20 protein-coding genes are annotated in these 26,159 nt (G+C 62.7%); 12 read left to right on the top strand and 8 right to left on the bottom strand.

Translation table 11 applies throughout. The annotated features are described in order from the left end of the window. Nucleotides 1-304 precede the first annotated feature (304 nt). Together ACV4UY_RS13130 and thiO are read left to right on the top strand one after the other, a co-directional pair. Complete coding sequence (locus ACV4UY_RS13130) at nucleotides 305-1,450, top strand: GNAT family N-acetyltransferase (RefSeq protein WP_491608038.1); 1,146 nt, start codon at nucleotides 305-307, stop codon at nucleotides 1,448-1,450. 75 nt (nucleotides 1,451-1,525) lie between these two features. Next, nucleotides 1,526-2,614: a glycine oxidase ThiO gene (thiO, locus tag ACV4UY_RS13135; protein ID WP_491608039.1), complete on the top strand. Its 1,089-nt coding sequence runs from the start codon at nucleotides 1,526-1,528 to the stop codon at nucleotides 2,612-2,614. Between the two features lie 39 nt (nucleotides 2,615-2,653). On the opposite strand, the gene ACV4UY_RS13140 is transcribed toward thiO, so the two are convergent. Next, nucleotides 2,654-4,021, bottom strand: a complete 1,368-nt coding sequence (locus ACV4UY_RS13140) for a sensor domain-containing phosphodiesterase (protein ID WP_491608040.1) — start codon at nucleotides 4,019-4,021, stop codon at nucleotides 2,654-2,656. A 254-nt stretch (nucleotides 4,022-4,275) separates the two neighbouring features. Between ACV4UY_RS13140 and ACV4UY_RS13145 the strand changes: the two genes are divergently transcribed. The 3 genes from ACV4UY_RS13145 to ACV4UY_RS13155 are packed head-to-tail and all read left to right on the top strand — an operon-like array spanning nucleotide 4,276 to nucleotide 6,294. Continuing rightward, nucleotides 4,276-4,788, top strand: a complete 513-nt coding sequence (locus ACV4UY_RS13145; RefSeq protein ID WP_491608041.1) for a tetratricopeptide repeat protein — start codon at nucleotides 4,276-4,278, stop codon at nucleotides 4,786-4,788. Continuing rightward, nucleotides 4,748-5,557: a TatD family hydrolase gene (locus ACV4UY_RS13150; protein ID WP_491608042.1), complete on the top strand. Its 810-nt coding sequence runs from the start codon at nucleotides 4,748-4,750 to the stop codon at nucleotides 5,555-5,557. Before ACV4UY_RS13145 ends, ACV4UY_RS13150 begins: the two co-directional genes overlap by 41 nt. A gap of 2 nt (nucleotides 5,558-5,559) precedes the next feature. Then, nucleotides 5,560-6,294: a tRNA threonylcarbamoyladenosine dehydratase gene (locus ACV4UY_RS13155; RefSeq protein ID WP_491608043.1), complete on the top strand. Its 735-nt coding sequence runs from the start codon at nucleotides 5,560-5,562 to the stop codon at nucleotides 6,292-6,294. 539 nt (nucleotides 6,295-6,833) lie between these two features. Here the strand turns inward: ACV4UY_RS13155 and ACV4UY_RS13160 are convergent. The 4 genes from ACV4UY_RS13160 to ACV4UY_RS13175 form a co-directional block, all read right to left on the bottom strand. Continuing rightward, entirely contained in the window at nucleotides 6,834-9,719 is a 2,886-nt protein-coding gene (locus ACV4UY_RS13160; RefSeq protein WP_491608044.1) for a hypothetical protein, read from the bottom strand. Nucleotides 9,720-9,797: 78 nt separating this feature from the next. Further along, nucleotides 9,798-10,217, bottom strand: a complete 420-nt coding sequence (locus ACV4UY_RS13165) for a hypothetical protein (protein ID WP_491608045.1) — start codon at nucleotides 10,215-10,217, stop codon at nucleotides 9,798-9,800. Beyond that, entirely contained in the window at nucleotides 10,181-12,640 is a 2,460-nt protein-coding gene (locus ACV4UY_RS13170; RefSeq protein ID WP_491608046.1) for an ATP-binding protein, read from the bottom strand. The genes ACV4UY_RS13165 and ACV4UY_RS13170 overlap by 37 nt, the downstream gene beginning before the upstream one ends. Before the next feature lie 150 nt (nucleotides 12,641-12,790). Next, complete coding sequence (locus ACV4UY_RS13175) at nucleotides 12,791-13,786, bottom strand: RluA family pseudouridine synthase (protein WP_491608047.1); 996 nt, start codon at nucleotides 13,784-13,786, stop codon at nucleotides 12,791-12,793. Nucleotides 13,787-13,834: 48 nt separating this feature from the next. Between ACV4UY_RS13175 and ACV4UY_RS13180 the strand changes: the two genes are divergently transcribed. Beyond that, entirely contained in the window at nucleotides 13,835-14,185 is a 351-nt protein-coding gene (locus tag ACV4UY_RS13180) for a hypothetical protein (protein WP_491608048.1), read from the top strand. Here ACV4UY_RS13180 and ubiG read toward each other — a convergent pair. Continuing rightward, complete coding sequence (gene ubiG, locus ACV4UY_RS13185; protein WP_491608049.1) at nucleotides 14,127-14,867, bottom strand: bifunctional 2-polyprenyl-6-hydroxyphenol methylase/3-demethylubiquinol 3-O-methyltransferase UbiG; 741 nt, start codon at nucleotides 14,865-14,867, stop codon at nucleotides 14,127-14,129. The two genes, ACV4UY_RS13180 and ubiG, sit on opposite strands and share 59 nt — an antisense overlap. 272 nt (nucleotides 14,868-15,139) lie before the next feature. On the opposite strand from ubiG, the gene ACV4UY_RS13190 reads away from it, so the two are divergent. From ACV4UY_RS13190 to ACV4UY_RS13205, 4 genes are all read left to right on the top strand, one after another. Continuing rightward, the gene (locus ACV4UY_RS13190) at nucleotides 15,140-15,955 is read left to right on the top strand and encodes an N-acetylmuramoyl-L-alanine amidase family protein (protein ID WP_420905199.1); all 816 of its coding nucleotides are present in this window, start codon (nucleotides 15,140-15,142) and stop codon (nucleotides 15,953-15,955) included. Between the two features lie 301 nt (nucleotides 15,956-16,256). Then, nucleotides 16,257-18,155: a potassium transporter Kup gene (locus ACV4UY_RS13195; protein ID WP_491608050.1), complete on the top strand. Its 1,899-nt coding sequence runs from the start codon at nucleotides 16,257-16,259 to the stop codon at nucleotides 18,153-18,155. Between the two features lie 56 nt (nucleotides 18,156-18,211). After that, a complete protein-coding gene (locus ACV4UY_RS13200; protein ID WP_491608051.1) occupies nucleotides 18,212-19,786 on the top strand; it encodes a DUF4118 domain-containing protein in 1,575 nt (524 codons plus the stop codon). Next, a complete protein-coding gene (locus tag ACV4UY_RS13205) occupies nucleotides 19,783-20,487 on the top strand; it encodes a response regulator (protein WP_491608052.1) in 705 nt (234 codons plus the stop codon). Before ACV4UY_RS13200 ends, ACV4UY_RS13205 begins: the two co-directional genes overlap by 4 nt. 176 nt (nucleotides 20,488-20,663) lie before the next feature. Here the strand turns inward: ACV4UY_RS13205 and ACV4UY_RS13210 are convergent, their stop codons facing one another. After that, complete coding sequence (locus tag ACV4UY_RS13210; protein WP_491608053.1) at nucleotides 20,664-22,103, bottom strand: TrkH family potassium uptake protein; 1,440 nt, start codon at nucleotides 22,101-22,103, stop codon at nucleotides 20,664-20,666. A gap of 4 nt (nucleotides 22,104-22,107) precedes the next feature. Then, a complete protein-coding gene (gene trkA / locus ACV4UY_RS13215) occupies nucleotides 22,108-23,478 on the bottom strand; it encodes a Trk system potassium transporter TrkA (RefSeq protein WP_491608054.1) in 1,371 nt (456 codons plus the stop codon). A gap of 230 nt (nucleotides 23,479-23,708) precedes the next feature. Between trkA and ACV4UY_RS13220 the strand changes: the two genes are divergently transcribed. Together ACV4UY_RS13220 and ACV4UY_RS13225 are read left to right on the top strand one after the other, a co-directional pair. Further along, a complete protein-coding gene (locus ACV4UY_RS13220; RefSeq protein ID WP_491608055.1) occupies nucleotides 23,709-24,320 on the top strand; it encodes a DUF4337 domain-containing protein in 612 nt (203 codons plus the stop codon). A gap of 239 nt (nucleotides 24,321-24,559) precedes the next feature. Next, the coding region (locus tag ACV4UY_RS13225; protein WP_491608056.1) for a TolC family protein at nucleotides 24,560-26,159 on the top strand (1,600 nt) is incomplete at its 3' end.

Below are 26,159 nucleotides of genomic sequence, written 5' to 3' on the forward strand. Positions count from 1 at the left end.
CCAAGGGCTTTGCCCTTGGATCCCACCAGGGGGATAATCCCCCTGGACCCTTGATCATGGAACGACGCATCCCGTGACGGGTGCGGTTTACCGTGGAACTGCCCGAAGAGAGGACCACGGGGCGGGGGGTGAGGGGGTTCTCCCCCCATCATGGCAAGTTACCGTGGAACTCCCGAAGGGAGGGCCATAGGGACGGGGATGCGCCTTCCAACCTGTCGCCTCTCCGTGATGGAGACGACACGATGCCCCGGACGGTGGCATGCCGGGGATTTCCGGGTTTTTGCACCAGCGTGATTGAAGATCCATGAGTCAGGAGTTTTCCGAAAAGCCGTTCTTTCTGCAAGCCTTTCGCGGCTTGACCTTGACCATCGCCCTCTGCGAGGAGAGCGATCTGACCTTGCACACCCAACGTGCCCTGGCGGATGTGATCCGGGATCTGGTGATCCATCAGGCCAAGGTGCTGATCGTGGCCCAGGACGAAACGGTGGTGCGCGCCTTTTTGTCCGGCCTCGAGAGCGAGTTGTCCGATCTGTTGCCGGTATTGACTTCCCACGGCGGGGAGATCCCGGCGGCCTTGTGGAACCGGGCCATCTCGGTGCATGTGGTGTATCTGGGCGGGGAGACCGCCCTCGAGATTTTCTGGGAGCGGTTGGCCCGTTTCGGGGCCCTGCTGCGCCTGCCGAGACTCCTGCTGATCCATCGTGATGGCGGCGAGGGGTGGTTGGATGGGGAGGGGGAGAGCCTGAATTTCGTCAATCCGGCCCGGCTCAAACGTCTGTTGGGCGATTCCGATGCCGGAACGTCGGGTTGGGCGGTGTTGCGGCGGACCATTCTGGAGTTGTTGACCGGCGGGGTGGGCGCGGTGAGTCTGTGCCGGCTGCGCGATCTGGAACGGGAACTCTTCTCCTACGAGGGGCGGGGGCTGTTTTTCTCGCGGCGCCATTACTGTCAGGTGCGACGGCTGACCCTGGACGATTTCTCGGCGGCGGCGGCCATGATCCGGCGTGGCGAGAGCGAGGGTTTTTTATTGCCCCGCTCCGATGAGTCGGTGACCGCGCTTCTGACGCAGGGGTATGGGGCCTTCATCTCTGAACACCACCTCTCCGGGGTGTGCGGTCTGGTGACCGGGCCGTATCGGTCGCGCAACGCCGGAGAGATCACCGCATTGTATGCCCTGACCCGTTTTCAGGGCGAGGGAATCGGCGGGAGGCTTCTGACCCGCATGATCCAGGAGGCGCGCCGCATGCGCCTGGATCTGCTGTTCGCCTGCGTGGGGGATCCGCGCGCCATGGAGTTTTTCGGCCATCACGGTTTCGAGCGGGTGGAACCGGATCGTTTGCCGGAAGAGAAGTGGCGACACTACGACCCGGCGCGCAAGGCGCGTGTCGTCTCCCTGGCGCGGCGCATGGGCGGCGGGCACGATGGGAACGGTGGGGCGACGCGGGGATGACGACCGGTCGGTCGCGGCATCGTGATGCGGGGTGAGGCTTTTGTCGTTGTGGTACGGTGAACACGGGAGGTCGGCGTGGAGAGGGTGGTGATCATCGGAGCGGGGGTGATGGGCTGTGCGTGCGCCCATCGATTGGCCGAGGCGGGCTTGCGTGTCACCCTGCTGGAGAAGTCCATACCGGGGGCCGAGTCGTCCGCTGCCGCCGCCGGGATTCTGGGGGCCCAGTCCGAGGTGGCGGGTCCGGGTCCGTTTTTCGAGTTGTGCCTGGCCAGCCGTGGCCGTTTTCGCGACTACGCCCGCGAGTTGACCGCCTTGAGCGGGGTTTCGGTGGGTTACGAGGATGCCGGCGTTTTGGAAGTGGCCCTCGATCCGGCGGAGGGGCGTCTCTCCGCAGCGCGCGCCGAATGGATGCTCGAACGGGGTTTAAGGGTCGAGATCCTGGATCGCGACCAGGCTCGGGCGCTGGAGCCGGCCTTGACGGAACGGATGGTCGGTGCGCTCTACTTTCCGGACGACCACTGGGTCGATCCGGTGGCGTTGTCCGCGGCTCTGGCCGCCGCCGCCGCGCGACTGGGCGCGGAGTTCCGTTCCGGGGAGCGGGTGCGCGCGATCGGGATCGAGGCCGGGCGCGTCACCGGGGTGAAGACCGAGGGCGGCTTTATCCCCGCCGATTGGGTGGTGGTGGCGGGTGGGGCGTGGAGTTCGGAGATTCCCGGCCTGCCCCGGTTGCGCACCACCATCCGCCCCGTGGCCGGACAGATCATTCAGCTCGAGAGACGTCCGCCTTGTTTCCGTCATGTGGTGTATGGCTACAAGGGGTATGTGGTGCCGCGTGCCGATGGCCGGGTGCTGATGGGCTCGACCCTGGAGGATCGCGGCTTCGACAAGGCGGTCACCCTGGGCGGATTGCACCGGGTGGCGGGCATGGCGTTGGAGATGGTGCCCGGACTCGCCGATGCCCGGTATGCAAGCTCCTGGTCGGGCCTGCGTCCGGCCACGGCGGACAATCTGCCGATGCTGGGCGCCAGCGCGGTGCAAGGGTTGTTCGTGGCCGCCGGCCACTATCGCAACGGCATCCTGTTGACCCCGATCACCGCCGAGGTGATTCGCGACCTGGTGCTGGGGCGTACCCCGGCGGTGGCCATCGATCCCTTTGCCCCGTGATGGAACCGGGGGTCGGTGGGATCCGGTTGGGTTCTCTTTTTATCCGGCGTGGGAGTGGATCAACAGTTCGGGCCGCACGGCGCGGCTCCAGGCCAGATCGCAGCAATAGACCCGGACCTGACCGTTCTTGTGGCGCACCGCCAACGAGAGGGTCACGCAGTCCTGGGCATCGGGAAGCGAGAAGTAGGGGCCGGTCACCTGCACCTGGCCGAAATAGCGCAGCGCCCGACGGAAATAGTCGCGTCGCGACCAGTCCGCGCCTCGGGCATCGGTCAGGGGGATGAGTTGCCGACGGTGCGGATTGACGGGCGCGCACCCCTCGAGGTTCTCCCCGAGCTGAATGCCGTTGCCATCCAGCACGAAGCAGCGTCGCACGCCGGGATTTTTCAGGTATTTGCCGAACCGTTTTTCATGCCGGTCGGTCTGTTTGCCGGCGACCTTTTTCTTGAACAGGGCGAGAAAGTCGCCGATCCGGTTGTTGAGTTCCCGTGTCTGGGTGTGGGCATTGGCCCGTTCCCGTTCCAGCAGTTGTCCGGACAGCGAGGCGAGCAGCGGTTCGGCGGCGCGGATCGGGGTGAGATGCGGGGTGGGGCGCGCCAGGTGATACCCTTGCACGAAATCCACATCCGCGTCCATGGCGATCAGGGTCTGCTCTTCGGTTTCGATCCCTTCGAGCAGGACCAGCTTGCCGGCTTGATGGAGCATGGTCGAGATGCTGGAGAGAAAGGCGCGGGCCCGCGCGTCCCGGCTGGCCTGAACGATCAGGGAACGATCCAGTTTGACGATATCGGCCTTGAGCTTCCAGATGCGGTCGAAATTGGCCTCGCCGGCGCCGAAGTCGTCCACGGCGATCAGGCAGCCCAGGGAGCGGTAGTGATCGACGATCTCCACGATGCGGGATTCGTCGTGAAACCCCTGTTCCAGAATCTCCACCACCACCCGGTTGGGTTCGATGCCGTGGATGCGCAGCAGCTCTTCGGTGAAGCGGAAATGTCGGCTTTTGCCGGTCCGGGTGACGTTGGGATGGAAGTTCAAGAACAGCCAGCCATCCTGACCATTGCTCTGGCGCACGAAGTTGCGCAGATGCAGGCAGCGGCTCAGCCAGTCGGAGTAGAGCAGATTCTTGGCGTGGTGTTCGGAATGAAAAAAATCCAGGGGGGAGATGGGACGCCCCGTGTCGTCGTGGACCCGCAACAGGGCTTCGTGGCCGACCACGCCGCGATGCGCCAGACCGAAGATCGGTTGAAAGGTGCTGCTCAAGGTGTGGCCGAGAAACCGTTCCACGGCGTGTTCCATGGGACCGAACGGATGGCGCGTGGCGCGACCCTGGTGCCGGCGGAAGTCGAACGAGGGGGCATGATCGATCGGTTGATCTGCGGATGTTGGGGGTATGGCAGTGTTGAACACGGTATGCTTCCATGACTTGAGCTGGACTGTATTGTAACGAACTTTGCAGAGCAAGAGGCGAGCCATTCGTGTTTGTCTTTGCAATATCGAATATTGCCGGTAAGTTTTGGTCCGATTGCGTGGTTGTTTGACAAATTTTTGTACAGATGTTAACGGTAAATTGTGTGGTTTCTGGCAATCTGCGGAATGTTTGAGCAAGATCTTCGGTGTGCGGCCAGTGCGCACGGTCATGCGTTTGAAAGGGAGCTGTTTGGATGATGTCAACGGGTGAACAAATCGATCCGCGACGCTATCTGGAGTTGGTGCATGCCTTGGCCGAGGGGGGCAATGTGAAGGCCCAACACAACCTGGGCGCCATGTATCTCAAGGGGTTGGGGGTTCCGCGCGACCCGGCCCAGGCGGTCGCGTGGTTTTCACGGGCTGCCGAGGGTGGGGATGTGTTCTCCCTGCACAATCTCGGCACCCTTTATTTGCGCGGCATCGGCGTGGCCAAGGATCCGGAAGCGGCGAGTGGTTGTTTCAAGCGCGCCGCGTTGCTTGGGGATGCCCGTTCCGCCCACTGTCTGGGTGCGCTTTATTACGAGGGGTTGGGGGTTCCGCGCGACCCGGCGCGGGCGATGATCTGGCTGGCGCGGGCCGAATCGGGCGTGCCTGAAGCGTTTCGCGCGGAGGTTTCCCAGGCTTTGGAGTTGGCCCGGGGCGAGTTGGACGAGGCTGCGCTCGCGTATGTGGAGGCGCGCATTCCTTATCCTGGCGAAGAGGATTGACACTCGGGTGATCGATACCCATTGCCATCTCGATTTTCCGGTGTTCGATGCGGATCGCGACGCGGTTTGGGCGCGGGCTCGTGCTGTCGGGGTGCGTGGGTTGGTGATTCCTGGCGTGACTTTGGCTGGTTTCGAGCGGATCGTGGGGCTGCGTGGTCTGGGGTGTGAAATCGCGCTTGGGCTGCATCCGGTTTTTCTGGCGGATCATCCCGAAGATGGTCTGGCGCGGCTTGAGGGGTGGTTGAGGGGGGTCGTGCCGTTGGCCGTGGGGGAGATTGGGTTGGATCATCTGTTGCCGCCGGAGACGCATGCTGTCCAGGCTGTGCTTTTCGAGGCGCAGTTGCGATTGGCCATGGCGTTCGATCGGCCTGTGTTGTTGCATGTGCGACGGGCGCATGATCCGGTGGTGGCGTTGCTCAAGCGGTTGAAATTTCCGTGTGGCGGGATTGTGCATGCTTTTGGCGGCAGTCTGGAGCAGGCCAGGGAGTACATCCGTCTGGGGTTTTGCTTGGGCATGGGCGGGGTGGTGACCCGTGAGCGTTCCACGCGGATACGGCAGGTGGCGGCAGCGGTGGATGAAACGGCGTTGGTGTTGGAGAGTGATGCGCCGGACCTGCCTCCGGTGAGTCGTTATTGGCAGCGCAACGAACCGGCCTGTCTGGCCGAGGTGGTGGAAACGTTGGCCGGGTTGCGGGGTGTGGCGGTGGAGGGGTTGATCGCGGCCACGACGCGCAATGCGCGGCGGGTTTTGAACTGGCGGGAGGGGTGAGCATGGAAGCTGGACTGCATACGCGCACGGCGATTCTGGTCAAGGAGGAGGGGTTGGCGCGGTTGCGTGGGGCGCATGTGTTGTTGGCGGGCGTGGGCGGGGTTGGCGGGTTTGCCGCCGAGGCGTTGGCGCGGGCTGGTCTGGGTCGGATCACTCTGGTCGATCATGACGTGGTGGCTCCGACCGATCTCAATCGGCAGTTGCCGAGCACTTTGGAGACCATGGGGGAGAAGAAGGTTGAGGTGCTTGGGCGGCGGATTCTCTCCATCAATCCGGCGTGTGAACTGGTGTTGGTGGATCGTTTCATCACGGCTGCGACCATTCCGGAGTTGTTGGATGCTCCGCGACCGGACTGGTTGATCGATGCCATTGACAGTTTGAACTCCAAGGTAGGGTTGTTGATCGCGGCGCGGGAGCGTGGAATTCGCGTGGCGAGCAGCATGGGGGCTGGTGGGCGGTTGGATCCGACCCGTCTGGAGGTGGGAGATCTGATGGATTCGACCATTTGTCCGTTGGCGCGGGAGGTGCGGCGGCGGTTGCATCGGCGTGGTCAGGGGCGTGGGATTGTTGCGGTTTGGTCCACCGAGTCGCCTGCCGAGCCTTTGCCGCCGGTGCCGACGCCGACCGGGAGGCCGCGGGCGGTGAATGGGACGATCAGTTATCTGCCGGCGTTGTTTGGCATGACGTTGGCCGGGGTGGTGATTCAGGCGTTGGTGCGGGGTGGTGGTATTGAGTGATTGCGGGGGAGGGTGGTATTGAGTGATTGCAGGGGTCCGGGGACCGGCTCGGTCCCCGGCGGAGGTTCGGAGGCAGAGCCTCCGAGGTGTTGATTTTGTTTTTGATTTTGTCTTTGGGCGCGTATTTGAAAGAAATTTTTTTCACGTTTTTTGTGAAAAAAATTCGCGCCGGCCTTGGCTGCGGGATCGTTTTGCGTCGTTGGCAAAACGATCCCGCGAACATGGCCCCAAACAGGTCGCCGAAGGCGACTTGTTGTGCTGACAGGCACTTCGCCATGAGTCGTTGCCCAAAAGCGGCAACGACTCATGGCACATGAGACGGCGCGCGCTTGCGCGATTTTTCGCAAAAGACGCGAAAAATCGCTTATCGTGAAAAGCGCGCGAAAGACAAAGCCAACAGAAAAGGAAGAGTCAAAGACCAAACCTCAGGGCTTCGCCCCGAACCCCACCAGGGGCCATTGGCCCCTGGACCCCGCCAAGTTTCGACCTTGCCTTGCCATCTGGCCGGCCAGGGGCTTGCGCCCCTGACCCCCACTCCCTCACAACGAAATTTTCATCTGCTGCTGCACCTCTTCCGGCCTCTGCTGAATCTGCTCGATCGAATCCGCCAGACACAACTCCACCTCCGTGGGACCGGTCGCCTGGATGAACAACCGTTTGTCCTTGATCAAACCCGGACCAAAGGTGATGTTCTTCTCCTGCAACTCCTCGGAACCACGCGGCAAATTCCCCATGCCAGCCTGGGGCGAGTTGGAATAGAGCAGAACGAACGCACCACGCGTCGGCACACCCAATTCCCGCCACTCCCGATAGGTGCCGTTCTGGAGCAACACCGGCTGGAAGTAACCGTTGTTCAAACGACCCACGAAAATCCGGAACGGCGCCTCGCCCGTCTCACACGATGGCGTGGCGTTCAAGGCCAACAGCGTTTCACCCGGAATGAGCTTCAACAATCCAATGGCCACACCCGTCTTGGCCGTGGGACGGTACGGATTGTCCGGATCGCCTACCGGCGGACGGTGCACCACGAACCTTGGGAAGGCCACCGCCTTCTGGATCTCCTCCAAGGCGGTGTTCTTGGCGATCCCCTCCGGCGGCGGACACCACTTGAACATCTTGTTCTGCAACATGGCCGCGAACAGGGCCTGCACCAGCAAGGCGCGACTGGCGTTGCCGGCCTGGAGGATGTGGACCTCGCGCGGGGTGATGCCGCGCGCCTCGAAGGCCTGCTTCATGGCGATGAAAAAACGATGGATCCCCTTGCCGACCCGACGTACCAGGAAATGGTTGATCTTGTCCCGGTCGATGCGGAACATCACCGGCACCTTCTCCCGCCCGCGATTCAGAAACTCCATCTGAACCTCCAGGAAGTTGTCCGGCGGGGAGAGGGTCAGGGTGTCCGCGGCCAGGGAGAAACTCTCGTCCACCAGATACTGACTCAAGGCATCGGCAATCCGGTCCGACATGCGCCGCGAACTCTTCTTCGGACTCCCGTCCGCCGGCGGGGCCGGCTCCTCCAGATCCCAACGGAAGTTCTCCCACATCTGCCGCACCTTGGCGGTCAGAAGGGCGGTGTTGGTCTGGGCAACGTGGGAGTTGTCCAGGAAAAGTTCATGTCCTGGAAATTTGTCCGCCTCCGGAGGCATCGAGAAAGGCAGTTGATGCTCGCGACAGATCTCCAGATTCTGTTTGAAGGCGATGTAGGCCAGATGGGCGACCAGATTTTCACCGCCCAGATACATGTCGCCACTTGCGCCAAACCGCTCGATCACCCGCTCGTATCCCTGCTCGATCTCCTGGGGGGTGGGTTGACGATACAAACCGAAATCGAAATCCGTGCTGCCGCCACCGAAGTCGAATACCGCATAGGCCGTGCCGTGCAGGGTCGGGGCGATGTCGAGTTCCTCGAGGGCGCAGGCCGCGTAGGCCGCCGGCTCCGAGGCCTCTTCGCGCATCTGGAACCGCTCCATCATCGGACTCGACATCAACGACTCCGGCAGACTGCGCATCAATCCCCGCGCGAAGGCGGTGAGAATGGTTTTCTTGATCTCCCGCGGATAGGTGACCGGGAAGGTCATGTAGTATTCCAGGAACAGACCGTTGGTGCGGTGGTTGATGAACAATCCGAGATAATAGGCGTACAACTCGATCGGATCGAACGGATCCTCCCGCGATACCGAGATCGACTGCCCGCGCACCGGCATGGGGGCGTCGGTGGAACGGATCTCCAACTCCAGACCGGTGTTCTGATCGGTGATGCGCCGCGCGCGCATTTCCGGCGGGGAAAGGGGCCACTGCTTGATGTTGGTGACCATGCTGGCCACGATGCGCTGATTGGCCTCGTTCTCCCGGTAGTTCTTCAACGCCTCGTGGGAGAAGTGGAAATCATCCCAACGGGTGAGGGGTTGATGGGCCTCGCTGGTCCAGGCGGCCAACAACCGCGGCAGATGGATGAACTCCAACACGGTCGGATTCTGATAGTCCGCCGGGGAGGGCTTGCGGAAAAAATCCGGCATGCCGACCCGCAGCAGCGTGGTCTTGCCGTTTTCGCGACAGGCCACCACCGTGGAACTGGTGCCGAAATCGATGGCGATCACCCCCTGACGCACGTCCATCTCCGGGTTGCGCGCCTCCCAGGGGGGATCCAGGGTCATTTCGATCCACCCCTTTCCCGAGGGCGGATTGGGTTGATACAGCTCCCAAAGCCCCTTCTCCATGTCCACCAGGTAGGAGGGCTCCAGAATCGGCAGACGGGCGCGGATCCAATCTCCTTCCAGCAGACGATTCTGCAACGCCTTGAGCGAGGGGAGCGCCGGTTCGTTGCTGTTGCGGTTCTTTTCGTTGACCTCCTTGGTGAGCAGGTAGAGCTGATGCATCTTCTCGCCCACCCCCTCGACATCGCGCGGGATCAGACCGTGGTTGAGAATGAAGGCAAAAACGTCGCGTTGGGCCACCCGATGGATCGGCAACACCATCTGCGGGGTTTCGGTGGTTTCGTTTTCGCCCGAGGCGCCGCCAAAGGTCAACGTGCGGTAGCCCGGTCCGCTGGGAGCCGGATCACGGGAGAGGAAGGTGGAACCGCGGAATTTTTCGTTGTTGCGGAACAGATCCTCCCGTGCCACGGAGCGCAACTCTTCCATCGCGGGGATCTCCCAGTGACGGAAGGCGTAGATCTGCAACCGCGCCACATGCTGAAACATCTGTTCCGGCGTGGAGCTGAATTCGTGCAGCAGCCACAGACAGTTGAGCTGGTTGTCGAAGTGCAGTTTCGGCTGCTTGATGAAGGAGATGAAGCGCTGCCGGGTGAGAAGTCCCAGGATCTCCTCGCGCAGATCGCGCAGTTTCTTGCGCGCCTGGGGATCGACCTCCGAGGGGAGGCGCGGAACCAGGCGATTTTCACGCAGTCGAATGCTGTAAACCTTCATGGGTGACTCCAGTGACAAGACGAAGGGTTCCGATGGATCGCGTCATCGGCGCACGCGTGTGACAAGCGGGATGTGGACTCAATCGGACTCCCGACCGACATGCATCACCCGGAAATCGGGCCAGACCGGTTTGATGCCGGCCAGAATCTCCCGGACCGCGCGCAGCGGATCGCCATGTTCTTCCAAGGCGTTGAGGGCATCCTCGACGGGCAGTCCGAACAGCGGCCATTCGCCAACATCGTCGAGATATCCCTTGGCCAGGGCGAAGGCCCAGTAGGGCAGATCGTCCAGGTCATCCAGATAGGCGACATACCGTTGCCGGTCCGCCTCGGGACCATCCTCGCTGACCACCACCCATTTGGCGGTGGGGGATTCCACCACGGCGGCCAGCCACTCCGGGGGGTGTTCCGCAGCCAGGGCCAGCCAGCGGTGCAGTCGTCCCGAGGGGGGGAGCGGCAGGGTCAGATCGTCTCCATCTTCTTGATATAATTCTCGCACCGACGGAACTCCTTCTGGATGCGTTCAACCAGGGGGCGGCAGGCCCCGGAATCGTTGTCGCGCGCCGCGGCCTGAAGCTCGATGCACAGGCGGGACATGAGATGGGCGCCCATGTGGGCGCTCGCCCCCTTGAGTTCGTGGGCGTACTCCTCCAGTGCGACGGCATCCTTGAGCTTAAGGTTTTTTTTCAGCTTTGCAATGATTAACGAAGCTGACGAAAGATAGGCATCGATGAATTCTCCGATCACCTTCGGATCCGCGCCGAATTGACCATGCAGCCGCTCCAGGGACATGGGTGGCAAGGTTTCGGCCTGACTGGTTTCCGGGGTGGTGGCGTCGGGATTGGTCTGGGAGGGGAGCCATTGATCGATGCGGTTGGCCAGTTCCTCGATGCGGATCGGCTTGTTGAGGATGTCGTCCATGCCGTGATCCAGGCAGCGTTGCCGATCCTCCGGCAGGGCATTGGAGGTGAGGGCGATGATCGGGGTGCGGGGACGGTTTTCCTGGTGTTCCATCTGGCGGATGGCGCGCGTGGCTTGCAGGCCGTCCAGGATCGGCATGTGGCAATCCATGAGGATCATGGCGTAGACCCCGGAGTTGGCCGCCTGGATGGCATCCCTGCCGTTGGCGTAGGTGTGGACCCCGAAGCCCAGGCGGTTGATTTGCAACTGGGCCACCTTTTGGTTCACGGCGTTGTCCTCGGCCAGCAGAATGGTCCGTTCGGGTTGGGTCGCTTCGCCGGGAAAGCTCGGTTTGTTGGTGCGCGGTTCCGGGGGAACCGATTCGGGTCGGTGTGGATCCGTCTCCTCCTGGGGGGTGGGATTGACCAGCATCAGCAGTCGGTCGAGCAGTTGATGGCGGTGCAGGGGACGGGCGAGATGGGCCATGAAACCGACCTTGCGGGCTTCATCGAACCACTTCTTTTCGTGGATGCCGGTGATCAGGATCAGGCCGAGGGGTGGAATGGCGGCATCCTCGCTGATGATCCGGCCCAGTTCCAGACATTTCTCCAGAGGGATCGGCGAGGCGGCCAGCAGCAGATCGCAGGGCGCGCCGGCGCGGGCCTCGTGGCGCAGGTAGGCCAGGGCCTCGTCGGTGCTCTCCACCGCAGCCCCTTTCATGCTCCAGTTGAGCAGGTGGTTGAGCAGGATGGTCTGGCTGGTCTGGCGCGGATCGATCACCAGTGCCTTGATCCCTTTGAGACGGTTGGTGGGCAGGGGGGTCGGTTGACTCTCCTCGATGCGCGCCGACAGGGGAAACGGTACCGAGAACCAGAAGGTGGACCCCTTGCCACGACGGCTGGTCATGCCCATTTCGCCGCCCATCAGTTCCACGAGGCGGTTGGAGATGGAGAGTCCCAACCCCATGCCGCCGAAGGGGCGGGTGGAGGAGCCATCCACCTGGGAGAAGGGTTGGAAGAGTTTGTGCCAAGCCGATTTCGGGATGCCGATGCCGGTGTCGGTGACCGAAAAGCGCACCATGAGCGGGGATTTGGTCTTGTCGGTGAGGCGGGCCTGGATCACCACGCCGCCCTTGCGGGTGAACTTGAGGGCGTTGCCGATCAGATTCAGGAGAACCTGGCGCAAGCGGGCGGGATCGCCCAGCAGCACCCCCGGCAGTTTGGGACTGATGTCGGTGAGCAGTTCCAGGCTTTTCTGCTGGGCCTGGGAGGCCATGAGTTCCGCGACCTCCTCGACCAGCTTGATGGGCGAGAAGGGGGTGGCGGCGGTTTCCATGCGTCCGGCTTCCAGGCTGGAAAAATCCAGGATGTCGCTGATCACCGTGAGGAGTGCCTGGGCCGACTCCTTGAGGGTGGTGGCAAGCTCCTTTTGATCCTTGTTGAGCCGGGAGTCGAGCAGCAGATCGGCCATGCCGATCACGCCGTTGATCGGGGTGCGGATTTCATGGCTCATGTTGGCCAGGAACTCGGACTTGAGACGCGAGGTCTCCAGGGCGATGTCGCGGGCCTGTTTGATGTCCCGCTCCCACTGTTTTTTCAGGCCGAGATCCGAAAAGATCGTGAAGCTGCCGATGATCTGGCGATGGGCGTCGAGCAGCGGCACGGCGGTCAGGGCCAGGGGGATCGGATGGCCATCCCGATGGGTGAACACCTCCTCCTCGGCGCGGAAGATCTCGCCCCGCTGGACGTGCTGGAGGATCGGGCACCGTTCCGAGGGGATGCGTTCTCCGGCGGCGTTCTGAAAGTGGAACAGGGCGTGGGGATCCTTGCCCATCACCGAATCACGGCTCCAGCCGAGCAGCTTTTCCGCCATGTCGTTGAACAGGACGATCCGTCCCTGGTGATCGAGGATGTAGAGTCCGTCCGCGAGATGGGCCGTCAGTTGCAAAAAGGTCTCGACCCCAGCCGGCAGGGCGGGGTGGAGTTGGGTTACGGCGAAGTGGGGAGGTGGAGTCTGGCTCATCCTGGTTTTATAGAACAATCCGATCTCAAAGCCAATTGATTTTCTTCCGCCCATTGGAGATCCCGAAGGGAGCGCCGCTTGATTTTCTTCCGCCCGCTGGAGATCCCGGAGGGAGCGCCGGCGGTCGCGGGTGAGGGGGGGCTTCCCCGGTCAGGCGAGCGTCACCTGCCGCAATGCGGCCAGCAGGTTCTGGAACGCTTCCGGAGGGTCGGCGGAAAAGGTCATGCTCTCTCCGGTGGTCGGGTGGACGATGGTCAGTTGCTGGGCGTGCAGGGCCTGACGGCGGAAATTTCCGATCACGGCGCGACTCTCCTCCGGCCAGGCCCCCGGAGGATGGAACGGACGGGCGTAGAGCGGATCGCCGAGCAGCGGATGACCGATGTGGGCCAGGTGGACGCGGATCTGATGGGTTCGTCCGGTCTCCAGGCGGCAGGCCACCAGGGTGAAGCCGGAGAGGATCTCCAGGCGCTGCCAGTGGGTGATGGCCGGGCGTCCCAGACGGGGCTCCACGGCCATTTTCTTGCGGTCGCGCGGATGACGACCGATCGGCGCGTCGATGGTTCCCTGGGGTTTGGCCAGCGTTCCGCGCGCCACGGCCAGATAACGACGGAACGCGGTGTGGCTGGCGAACTGTTCGGCCAGATGCAGATGGGCGAGATCGTTTTTGGCCGCCACCAGCAGGCCGCTGGTCTCCATGTCCAGCCGGTGGACGATTCCGGGCCGGATCGCGCCGCCGATGCCGGAGAGCCCCCCCGGTTCGTCCGGACCGCCGCAGTGGTGCAACAGCGCGTTGACCAGCACCCCGTCCGTGCGTCCCGCGCCGGCGTGTACCGCCAAACCGGCTGGCTTGTTGAGGACGATGATGGCATCATCTTCGAATACCACGTCCAGGGGGATCGCCTCGGGACGCGCCTCGATCGGTTTCGGGGGCGGGATGTCGATGTGATACCCCTCGTCGGCGCGTACCTTGTCGTCGGCGTGCGGGATCGAGCCGTCCGCGCGGCGGATGTCGCCGCTCTTGAGGAGTCTCTGGATCGTCGCGCGACTCAACGACGCGTCCAGGGCGGCGAGCGCCTTGTCCAGACGCTCGCCGGCGCGCTCGGCGGGAATGGTCAGACAACGCGGGGCGGGGTGGTGACCGGTCATGCGTGGCACCCGGTTGGGGGGATGAATCTTGAATGGTGGGGAGAGAGCATGCGAGCCTTGAAATTCTTCGTGATCTTTGGAGCGGTGTTGCTTCTGGCCGGACTCGGGGGTCTGATCGTCAAGCTGGTCGAACGGGGCGCCACGGGCGTGACGACCGCCGCGCCGGTGGAGACGGGCACCCCGGTGGTCGGGGAGGAGACCCTCCCGTTGCCCCCCGGCGCGCGTCTGGTCCAGGTGAATGGTCTGGATTCAAGCGGCGTGGCCGTGCTGGTGGAGTTGCCCCGAGGCGCCGGTCATCAGCTGTTGTTCTTTTCGTCCCAGGGCAAGCTCAAACGGCGCGTCACGCTGGATCCGACTCCGCGCGATCCGCCATCCGGATCCCGTAACCCAGATAGTTGACCTCGGCCTTGCCCACCGCCAACTCCCAGGAGTCCCGCCACGGGGTGTAATGCATGCCGGTCACGTCGCGCATGCCGATCCCGGCGTGACGCAACCAGCGTCCCAGGTCCGACGGGCGGATGAACTTGTCGAACGAGTGGGTGCCGCGCGGCAGCCAGCGCAACACGTACTCCGCGCCGACGATCGCCATGAGCCAGGCCTGCATGGTTTTGTTGAGGGTGGCGAAGAAGAAGAGTCCATCCGGTTTCAACAGCGCCGCGCAGCCGCGCAGAAAGGCCGGCACGTCCGGGACGTGCTCGAGCACCTCCATGGCCACCACCACGTCGAACGACGCGGGACGCTCCTCGGCCAGCTCCTCCACCGAACGCACCCGATAGCTCACCTGGGAACCGCTTTCCCGCTGACGGGCGCGCGCCACGTTGATGATGGTTTCCGAGCGGTCGATTCCCATCACCCGAGCGCCCAGCCCATCCAACGCCTCGGAGAGGATTCCGCCTCCGCATCCCACATCGAGCAGCTCCACCCCTTCCAGCGTTCCGCCGCCGGGTTTCACCCGACGATGAATGTAGTCGGTGCGCAAGGGGTTGATGCGGTGCAGCGGCTTGAATTTGCCATCCGGATCCCACCACTCGTGGGCCATGCGTTCGAATTTGGCGATTTCGTCCGGATCCTCCGTGGACATGGGGCCCTCCCTGATGCGCCTGTGTGAAACAGGCCTGGTTGATATTTCGATAATGGCAGCATAACACATCTTTGGCCCGTGGCGTAGCCCTGACGCTGATTTTTTCTCAAGTGTCAGGAAAAGGAGCCGATTACCGGTATGGGACTTGCTTGAAGGATGGCCAGTTTGATGGCCCGATAGCAGGAAAAATTATTCAAGCGTTTGATAATTATTGAAATCAATCTTCCGAAACCCCTGTCAAAAAAATGTGATCGCAAGGGAGAGCAGGAGCGATGTTTGATCGGCGCGCGATGTTGAAATCCATGGCCTTGACGCTGGGCAGTCTGTGTCTGTCCTCTTCCGTGGCGCATGCCGCGGTGGAGTCGTTCAGTCGCAGCTCCAAACGGGGTGTGGTGATCGCCATTGATCCGGGTCACGGCGGCGTGGATCCGGGGGCGGTCGGTTCGAGCGGCGCGCGGGAAAAGGATATCACCCTGGCCGTGGCGCGGCGCGTCCACCGGGAGATCAATGCCATCCCCGGCTTCACCGCCCGTTTGACCCGTGACGGGGACTATTTCGTGCCGTTGAACCAGCGGGTTTCGCTGGCGCGCAAGTTCCAGGCCGATCTCCTGATCAGCCTGCACGCCGATGCCTTTCATGTCAGCTCCGCGCGTGGCGCGTCGGTCTACTGTCTTTCCGAGCGCGGCAAACCCTCTCCGGACAAGGCGATCCGTCTTTTGGAAAAGCGCGAGAACAACGTGGATCTGGTCGGGGGCGTCGATCTGGACGATGTGGCCGATCAGGAGGTCCGGGGCATTCTGATGGATCTCTCCCAGAGGGATTCGCTCAACCGCTCCCTGCTGCTCGGCAACAACCTGTTGGCCTCGATCTCCAACACCCCGCCCTTGTCCCTCCATTTCAAGACCATCAAACAGGCCGGTTTCGCGGTGCTCAAGGCTCCGGACATCCCGTCCGTGCTGGTGGAGATGGCGTTTCTGAGCAACCGCGAGGAGGAGTACCTGTTGCGCCAGGAGCAGCATCAGGAGTCCCTGGCCAAGGCCCTGACCCAGGGTGCGCAACGGTTCGCCAGGGCCTCGGGACTGGCCTGACCGCCCCACCCGCCGCGTGATCCCCCATCCATGGTCGTTGCCGGGGTTCGTCCTTCCGAACCCCGGCAACGATCGAAACGACGCCCTCCTTGACTTTCCTCCACCGCGCCGTTGACGAACAGGCGCCCCTCCTTCTTGTCTTGATGAAATCCTGATTTCATGGCGCGCGATTTGATCCCGAATTGATGTCGTTCCGATTAGCATGCCGCCTTTGACCCACGAGAGCCCACGGAGGAACCCGCCGCAAGGCCGATTCAGGTGGGGTGGCCCACGGATCTTCACGGAACGAAGGAGGCGCGGCATGTCCCAACACCCCCCCCATGGTCATTCGACCAGGCTGTCCACCCTGGTGATCGGCGCTTTGGGCGTCGTGTTCGGGGATATCGGCACGTCGCCCCTCTACGCCCTCAAGGAGTCCCTGGCCGCCTCCGCCGGTCACGGCGGCACGCCGACCCAGGCCGACATCTTCGGTGTGCTCTCGATGATCTTCTGGTCGCTGGTGATCGTCATCACGATCAAATACGTCGTCTACATCATGCGCGCCGACAACAAGGGCGAGGGGGGCATCATGGCCCTGACCGCCCTGGCGCTGCGTTCTCCCAACGCCACCCCCACCTGGAAGGTGATCATTCACCTGTTGGGTATCTGCGGCCTGGCCCTCTTTTTCGGGGATGGGGTGATCACCCCGGCCATCTCGGTGCTCTCGGCGGTCGAGGGGCTGGAGCTGGCCACGCCGGTGTTGAAACCGGTGGTGGTGCCGGTCACCCTGGTGATTCTGCTCGGTCTGTTCATGTTCCAGCGCAAGGGGACCGAAGGGGTGGGCGCGCTGTTCGGACCGGTGATGGTGGTCTGGTTTCTGGTGCTCGGGGCGCTCGGTGTCCGCGGGATCCTGCTGAATCCCCAGGTGCTCCAGTCGCTCAATCCCCTGCATGCCATGCAGTTCTTCCTGGTCCACAAGGGACAGGCCTTCATCGTGTTGGGATCGGTGTTCCTCTCCGTGACCGGCGCCGAGGCTCTCTATGCCGACATGGGGCACTTCGGCTGTCGTTCCATTCAACTGGCCTGGACGCTTCTGGTCTTTCCCTGCCTGGTGCTCAATTACCTTGGCCAGGGCGGCATGATCCTGCACGATCCGGAAACCCTCAAGAATCCCTTCTATCTGCTCGCCCCGGAGTGGGGGCTCTATCCCATGGTCGGCATGGCCACCGCCGCCACGGTGATCGCCTCCCAGGCGGTGATCTCCGGCGCCTTCTCCGCCGCCCGCCAGGCCATGCAGCTCGGCTTCCTGCCGCGCATGAACGTGATCCATACCTCGGAACGCGAGGAGGGGCAGATCTATGTTCCGGCCATCAACTGGATCCTGCTCGGCGCGGTGATTCTGCTCGTGCTCGGGTTCAAGAGCAGCAGCAACCTGGCCGCGGCCTACGGCATCGCCGTCACCGGCGCCATGGCCATCGACACCACCCTGGCCTTCGGCATGGTGTTGAGCGCCATGTTCGGCTGGAGCCAAGGACGGGCCATCGCCGCGACCGTCTTCTTTCTGGTGTTCGATCTGGTGTTCTTCGCCGCCAATGCCTTGAAGATCCCGGATGGGGGCTGGTTCCCCCTGTTGCTGGGTGCCATGCTCTTCATGCTGATGTCCACCTGGCAGAAGGGGGTGGAACTCTCCCGCGAGGCGCTGGCCAAGGATGAGATCCCCCTGGCTCCGTTCCTGCGTCAATTCCAGGAGAATCCGGTTCCCCGCTCCCAGGGAATCGGCGTCTACATGACCACCCACACGTTGACCGCGCCCCGCGCCCTGGTGCAGAATCTCCAACACCACTGGAGCATCCACGAAACCGTGGTGATCCTGACCACTGAATTCGCCGATACCCCGTACCTGGAGGACGGAGAACGGCTGATCGAGGTGAATCTGGGCAACGGTTTTCATCGGGTGGTGGCCCGTTTCGGCTTTGCCGAAACCCCGGATATCCCGCGCGCCTTGAAGGCCGGACAGCTTTTCAAGGACTGGTCCAATCCGGACGAGACCTCGTTTTTCCTGGGACGCGCGGTCTTCTTCGCCAACCGCGCCCGTCCCGGACTTCCTCTGTGGCGCCAGCAGCTCTATCTGGGGATGCAGCGCAACGCCAGCAGCGCCGCCTCCTGGTTTCAACTGCCGCCTCATCGGGTGGTCGAGATGGGGGCTGGCATCCACTTGTAAGGCTCTCTTGCCGGGGAGGCGGACGCCATGACCGACGGGATGACGAGGAGAACCGGATGATCGTCCGACCACCCCGCATCCAGGGCTATCATGCCTCGTGGTTCGGTCATGTCGCGGCCATCTTCTCCGTGGCGGTCACCACGATCCTGGTCTTCTGGGGGCGCTCCTGGCTGACCCCCCCGGATCTGGTGATGCTCTATCTGTTGCCGATCATGGGAGTGGCCTTCCGCTTCGGGCAGGGCGCGGCGCTGTTGACCTCTGCCCTGTCGGTCGCGGCCTACGACTTCTTTTTCGTCCATCCCTATTTCACCTTCCTGGTCTCCGATTCCCAATATATCCTCACGTTTACCATCCTGTTCGTGGTCGGCTGGGTGATCAGCAGCCTGATGAACCGCATTCGCGCCCAGGAGCAGGAGGCCCGTGATCGCGAATTCCAGACCGAGGGGCTGTTTCGTCTCGGACGGGATGCGATGACCACCCTGGATGATGCGGAAGTGGCGCGAATCATCACCCGGCATGCCGTGGGCCTTTTCGGCGGCGAGGCGGCCATCTGGGTCGAGGACGGCCAGGGCGGATTGAGTCGGGTGGCGGTGACTCCGGATTACTTTCAGCTCTCCGAACAGGGCATGGTGGTGGTGCGCTGGTGCTGCGAAAACGGCCAGGCCGCCGGTCGCGGTACCGAGGTGTTTCCGGATGAGGCGTTCACGGCCCTGCCGATCGCCATGGGGGCGCAATTCGGGACATTGGCGGTGCGCATCGGCGATGCGACGATTCTCAAGCAGGGACGTTGGGGGTTGCTGGAGGCGTTCACGCGTCAGGCGAGCCTGGCCATGGACCGTGCGCGTCTCGGCGAGGAGGCGCGTGGCGCGGCGGTGCGGGTGCAGGCCGAACAAATGCGCGCCGCCCTGCTGAGCATGGCATCCCACGATCTGCGCACCCCGCTGGCCGCCATCACCGGTGCCGGGACCGCGCTGCGCGACGACGATGCCCGTCTCGACCCGCGTCAACAGGCGGAACTGCTGGAGACCATCTGCTCCGAGGCCGAACGCATGGAGCGGCTGATCGGCAACCTGTTGGACATGGTGCGTCTGGAATCCGGCGTCTCCCGATTGCGTCAGGAGTGGATCCCCTTCGAGGAGCTGGCCGGATCGGCTCTGGCGCGACTGGGGCCATGGGTTGACGGACGGCGCGTGTCGCTGGAAGTGGACGAAAAGGTGCCGATGGTGCATGTGGATCCGGTGCTGTTCGAACAGGTGCTGGTGAACCTGCTCGACAACGCCATCAAGCACGCCCGTCGGGAGAACGAAATCTCCTGGAAGGTACGGGCGGAACGGGATCGGGTGATCATCCGCATCGGCGATCGCGGACCGGGTATCCCCCTGGGGGAGGAGGAGCGTATCTTCGAGAAGTTCGTGCGCGGCGCGGGAAGTGAAGTGCCAGGATCGGGTTTGGGGCTGGCGATCTGTCGGGGGGTGGTGGAGGCCCATCATGGCACGATTCGCGCGTTGAATCGGGCCGGAGGCGGGGCGGAATTCCGCATCGAACTGCCCCAGCCCCCCATTCCGATGGATCTCTATCCGGATGCCGACGAACGCGAGGCGTTGCGGGAGGATGGGGGAGTGACAAGATGAAACCCACGGCGGGATCACGGATTCTGGTGGTCGAGGATGAGCCGCAGATGCGGCGTTTTTTGCGAACCGCGTTGAGCGCGCGGGAGTTCGAGGTGATCGAGGCGGTCAATGTCCGCGAGGCGCGACTGGCGGTCACCTCCCATCCGCCGGAGATGGTGTTGCTGGATCTGGGGCTTCCGGATGGGGATGGCATCGATTTCACCCGCGAGGTGCGTGGCTGGAGCCTGGTGCCGATCATCGTGATTTCGGCGCGCGGGCGCGAGGATGACAAGGTGGAGGCCCTCGATGCCGGGGCGGATGATTACCTCACCAAGCCGTTCGGGGTCAACGAGCTTCTGGCGCGCATCCGGGTTGGGCTGCGTCACGCGGCCCGGCTGGCGTCGGGCAGTCAGCGCGAGGGGATCTTGAAGGTCGGTCCCTTGTATCTGGACCCGGAGCGGCGCGAGGTGCGCATCGAGGGACAACCGATCACGCTGACGCCGATCGAGTACCGTCTGCTGTTGCTCATGGCGCGCAACGCCGGACGGGTTCTGACCCATCAGCAGATTCTCAAGGAGGTATGGGGCCCGCACTACACCCATCAGACCCACACCTTGCGGGTGTTCATGGCGCAGCTGCGCCGCAAGGTGGAGTTCGATCCGGCCCAGCCGCGGTTGTTGATGACCGAGATGGGGGTGGGCTACCGCATGCACGACGAATAGCGCGCCCGTGCGCGCCGAGATCAGGCGCGCAGCGCAACCTCTTGGTCATCCCCTTTGGAGCGCGCGCCCGTGCGCGCCGAGATCAGGCTCCGCATCCGATTTGACCATGCCGGTGCGCATCCGTTCTTCCATCCGCGCCGAGGCCAGACATCACGCCGGCGAGTGGGCGTGGAGGGTCAGTGTCCCTTCCAGAAGCGGGGGAAGAAGAGGATCAGCACCGTGAAGAGTTCCAGGCGTCCGGCGATCATGGTGACGGTGAGGAGCAGTTTGCCGGCATCGTGGATGAAGGCGTAGTTCTCGATCGGTCCCACCTTGGCGATGCCGGGTCCCACGTTGGCGATGCAGGCCAGCGAGGCGGAAAAGGCGGTGGTGAAATCCAATCCCACGGCGGTCAGCACGATCACCGAGAGCAGCATCACGAACAAGAACACCACCACCATGATCAGACTCCCCTCCATCACCTCCGGCGGGATGCTGGTGCCGGCGTATTTGGGCAGAGTCAGACGGCGCGGGGTCATCAACCGGTCGAGGATGTTCAGGAACAGCTCCCAGATCATCACCAGGCGGATCACCTTGACCCCGCCCGCCGTGGAACCGGCCATGCCGCCGATGACCATGAGATTCAACAGGATCGCCTGCAAAAAGAGCGGCCATTGGGCGAAGTCGTCGTTGGCGAAGCCGGTGGTGGTCATCACCGAGACGACATTGAAGTAGGCGTGGCGCATGGCCAGTTCCAGATCCTTGTTCTGCTCGAACATGAGAGTCATGCCGATCAAGGTGGAGGAGATGATCACGATACCTGTGTAGGTTTTCAGCTCCGGATCCGAGAAGATGGCCAGGTCGCGCCGATAGAAGAGGCGGTAGTGCAACAGGAAATTGGCGCCGGACACGAACATGAAGAAGGTGCACCACCACTGGGTGGCGGGAGAGAAGGCGGCCAGGCTCAGGTTGCGGGTGGAGAAGCCGCCGGTGGCCAGGGTGGTGAAAGCATGATCGATCGCTTCCAGGAAACCCATGCCCGAGCCCATGTAAACGAGGATGTTGGCAATGGTGAGGCCGGTGTAGAGCACCCAGAGGATGCGCGCGGTGCTGGCCACCCGCGGCACCAGTCGATCCTTGGTGGGACCGGGGACCTCGGCCTTCATGATTTCCATGCCGCCCACCCCCAGGAAGGGGAGGATGGCGATGGCCAGCAACAGGATTCCCATGCCGCCGAGCCATTGGATCTCCGAGCGCCAGAAGAGTTGGCTCTTGGGGAGGATCTCCACGTCGGTGAGGATCGAGGCGCCGGTGGTGGTGAAGCCGGATGCGGTTTCGAACCAGGAGTCGATCCACCCCATCCAACCGCCGAACACGAAGGGCAGTCCGGCCAACACCGTGGTCATGGTCCAGCCGAGTCCCACGATCAGGATGCCGTCGCGGGCGTGGAGTTCCGTGCGTGCCTGGCGGGTCGCGAGAAACAGCACCCCACCCATGCCGCCACCGACCAGCATGGCATGCACGAAGGGACGGATATCCTCATGCAACAGCCAGGCGACCAGCAAAGGGGCGGCCATGGTGAAAGAGAGCAGAATGGCCAGCAGGGAGAGTACCCGCAGGTTCATCGTGTGATTCATGGGGTCAGTGTCCCGGCTTGATCAGTTGGTTGAGTTTGTGTTTATGTTTGCTCTGGCGGTGGGTGACGATCAGGATTTGATCGTCGGGCAAGAGGTGGGTGCTGCCTTCGGGGAGCAAAAGGCGATTTTTGCGCAGCAGCGCGGCGACGATCACCCCTTTGGGCATGCCGGCCTCGTGGAGCGCCTTGCCGACCAGCGGCGAGTCGCGCTCCAGACGCACCAGCACCGCTTCGAGCTTGCCCCCGAGCATCAGATGGGCCTCGCGCACGTCATAGGGGCGCAGCAGCCCCAATACCTGCCCGATGGCGGTCAGGTTCGGATGGACCGCCGCATCGATGCCCATGAAGGCGGAGAGGGAGATGTATCCCTCGTTGTCGAACATGGTGATCGATCGTCCCGCGCCGAACCGGCGCGCCAGCACCGAGGACATGAAGTTCAGTTCCTGGTTGCCGGTCAGGCCGATGAAGGTGGTATCCGGGTGGATCATCTCCTGCATGAGACTTGGATCGGTGATGTCGCCCAACAACACGCGGGTTTTGGAAAGCCGTTCCACCAGCAGTTGTCCGCGGGCGCGATTTTTTTCGATGAGGGTGGGGCGGAAGCCCTCGTTTTCCAGTTTCAACGCCAGTTGCAACCCCATGCGACCCCCGCCGGCGATCAGGTGATGGCTTTTGTGCATGCGCAGATGGCTCTGCTCCAGACCCATGAAGGCAAAGGCCGAGGAAAGTTCCTGTCCGGCCAGAAGCGGGATGTAGAGCCGGTCGTTGGTCCCGAAAACGAAATCTCCGTCCGGAACGTGGGTCTCCCGACCGCGTTCCACGGCGGCGATCAGGGTGCGATTCTCCCGGCTTTTGGCCACATCCTTGAGCCGTTTGCCGATCAGCGGGCTGTCGTCTTGCAGCCGGAATCCGGCGATGTGGATCTTGCCGTCCAGAAACGAGGTGACTTCAAAGGAGAGCGGAATCTCCAGAAGGTCCATCACCAGGTTGAGGGCGTTGCGTTCCGGCGTGAGCACCATGGTTTTGTCGAGTTGGGAGCCGTTCCAGATGTGGTTGTTGCCGGTGAACTGCTCGTCGCGGACCCAGATGGCCGCCTTGGCCTTGGGGGCCAGAGAGTGGAGACCCAGTGCGGTGACGATGTTGCTGGTGTCGGAGTTGGTGACCGCCATCACCAGATCCGCCGAATGGATGTGTGCCTCGCGGAGGATCTCCGGGTCGCGCACATCTCCTTGCAACGCGCGCACATCCACTTTGGCCAGGAGGTGGGCGATCGCCTCGGAGTTCGGATCCACGACGTGGATGTCGTGTCCCTCCTCGACCATGTATTGGGCCAGCACTTCGCTGATGGGGGTGACGCCAATGATGATGACATTCATGTGGAGAACCTTGGGCTGGCGATGGATTGTGAGGGGGAACCTGAAAATTCTAGGCGCATTTGAATCAGTTTGGTGTCATGATTGGCCATTCGAATGTCATGTTCTTGTAAATTCCGAATGCAATCCATCTTGAGTGTTATTATTGAGTTATCAATGAATCTGGTGGCAGGATCGTCTGCCACGCATGGTGACGGGTTTGGTGTTTCATTTTCAATCGAAGGAGAACGTTCATGGCGGATGGTGGAGAGCAGCGCGCATCGGTGGTCGAGTCCATGGAACGGGATGAGAGCGAGGATTCCCGTTTGAATTTTCTGATCGCGGCCTTGACCGCGGTGTTGGCGACGTTGTTGGGGGTGTTCAACGTCAAGGATGGCAACATCGCCCAGTCGATGGGGCAGCATCAGGCCCAGGCGGTGGACTCCTGGGCGCACTATCAGTTCAAGAACGTCAAGCAGCACATGGCCGAGAACATGGTGGCCAGCTTGAAGCTGGACAAGGCCAGGGAGGGATCTTCCGATGCGTATCGGGCCTTGATCGAGGAGCGGATCGCCCACTACCAGGCCGAGGCGACCCGTTACGGCACCGAGAAGGAGGAGATCCGGGAAAAGGCCGAGGGGCACGAGAAAGCCTACGAGGATCTCAATTATCGGGACGACCAGTTCGACATGGCCGAGGCCGGAATCGGGATCGCCATCGCCTTGTTGGGCATCAGCGCCCTGACCCGACGCCGCTGGCTGTTCGGCGTGGCCACGGTGTTCGCTCTGTTCGGGGTGGCCACCGGCCTGGCGGGTTTTTTCGGCTTGGCGTTTCACCCCGATGTCGTCGCCGGCTGGTTGGGATGATTCTTGGTTGAAGTGGATGGCATCAGGACGGTCAAAGTCGGCTTGCCGTCCCATGCGGGACGTGGCTCTCCCGGTATGGGGGGTGCCAACCGCCGCAAGATCGTTGCCGAGGATATCCCGACAGCCGGAAGAGTCTCGGCAGAAAGGTTGATGGATTGAGGATCCTTGTGTTTTTCTGAATACCATGTCATTTGAATGAGAACACATACCATGTACCTTGCGTGCAATTGGAGATACTCATGACCATAAAGTCCAAATCATCCTCACGTCGTGTTGTCACGGGCTGCCTGTTGAGTGCGGCGCTGTTGGTGACCGGTTGTTCCCTCTCTCCGCGGCAACTGACCCTGCCGGAATTGGAAAAGCAACGCCAATCCGACTTGGCCTCGATGTTTCGTCCCGCGGATCCGATTGGCCATCCGATCACCCTGTCCGAGGTGGTCGCCCGTGCCTTGCGGCACAACCTCGATCACCAGGTGAAGGTGATGGAAGAGGCTCAGGCGTTGGATCTGACCAGCCTGGATACCTTTGAGCTTCTGCCCAAGGTGGCGGCCAATGCCGCGACCACGGCGCGTTCCAACGTGAGCGCCTCCAACAGCCGTTCGGTGACCACCGGCCAGCAGTCGTTGGAGATGTCCACCTCCCAGGATCGCCACCACACCACGGCGGATCTGGGATTGACCTGGAACATCCTGGATTTCGGCGTGAGCTACTACAACGCCAGACAGAATGCCGACCGGTTGTTGATCGCCCGCGAGCGCGAGCGCAAGGTGATCCAGAATCTGGTGCAGGAGGCCCGTTCCGCCTATTGGCGAGCCGTGGCCGCGCAACAGCTGGAACCGCGCATCCAGGCGGTGGTGAAGCTGGCCGAGTCGGCCCTGGCGGATGCCCGTCGAGCCGAGGCGAGCGGATTGCGCTCGCCGGTGGAGAACCTGCAATACCGCAAGAGTCTGTTGGAGAATCTGCGCCAGTTGGAGAGCTTGCAACAGGAGATGGGCGCGGCTCATGTGGAGTTGGCGGCCATGATGACCCTGCCTCCCGGAACCCAATACACCCTGGCGGTGCCGGAGGGGGTGTTGAATCTGCCGGTCTGGAGTCTGCCCCTCGACAAAATGGAGGAGTTGGCCATGCTCAACCAGGCGGATGTGCGCGAGATGTCCTATCAAACGCGCATCGTGGCGGACGAGAGTCGCAAGACGCTGTTGAAACTTTTTCCCGGTATTTCGTTGTCGGCTTCCAGGCAGCACGACGACAATTCGTTCTCCATGAACAAGGATTGGTACGATGCGGGTTTGCGGGTGACGTGGAACCTGTTGGGACTGCTCTCCGCGCCGGCTCAGCAGGCGTATGCCAAAAGCAACGAAGAGGTGGTGGAGATGAAACGTCTGGCCCTGCGCATGGCGCTGTTGTCGCAGGTGCATGTGGCGCATCGTCAGTTCGAGCAGGCCAGCACCCAGTTCAAGCGTACCGACGAGTTGTATCATGTGGAGAAGTCCCTGGCCAGGCACATGGAGAACCGTGCCGTGCAGGAGGCGGCCAATCCCTTGGATCGCATCGCGAGTGCCACGAGCGCGATTCTGGCCGAGCTGCGTCGTTATCAGTCCTTGTCCCAGGCACATAACGCTTTTGGTCGCATGATGGCCACCACGGGTCAGGACCCGGCGGTGGGATCGATTCGGGAGGGATCCCTGGAGGATCTGACGGGGCGGGTCGAGCGGTGGCTGACTGGCCAGACTTCCGCGCCGACGATCGCCGCCAAACCCGTCGCGTCGGAACCCGTCGCGTCGAAACCCGTCGCGTCGGAACCCGTCGCGTCGAAACCCGTCGCGTCGGAACCCGTCG

It is taken from the genome of Candidatus Magnetaquiglobus sp. (assembly GCF_058402785.1).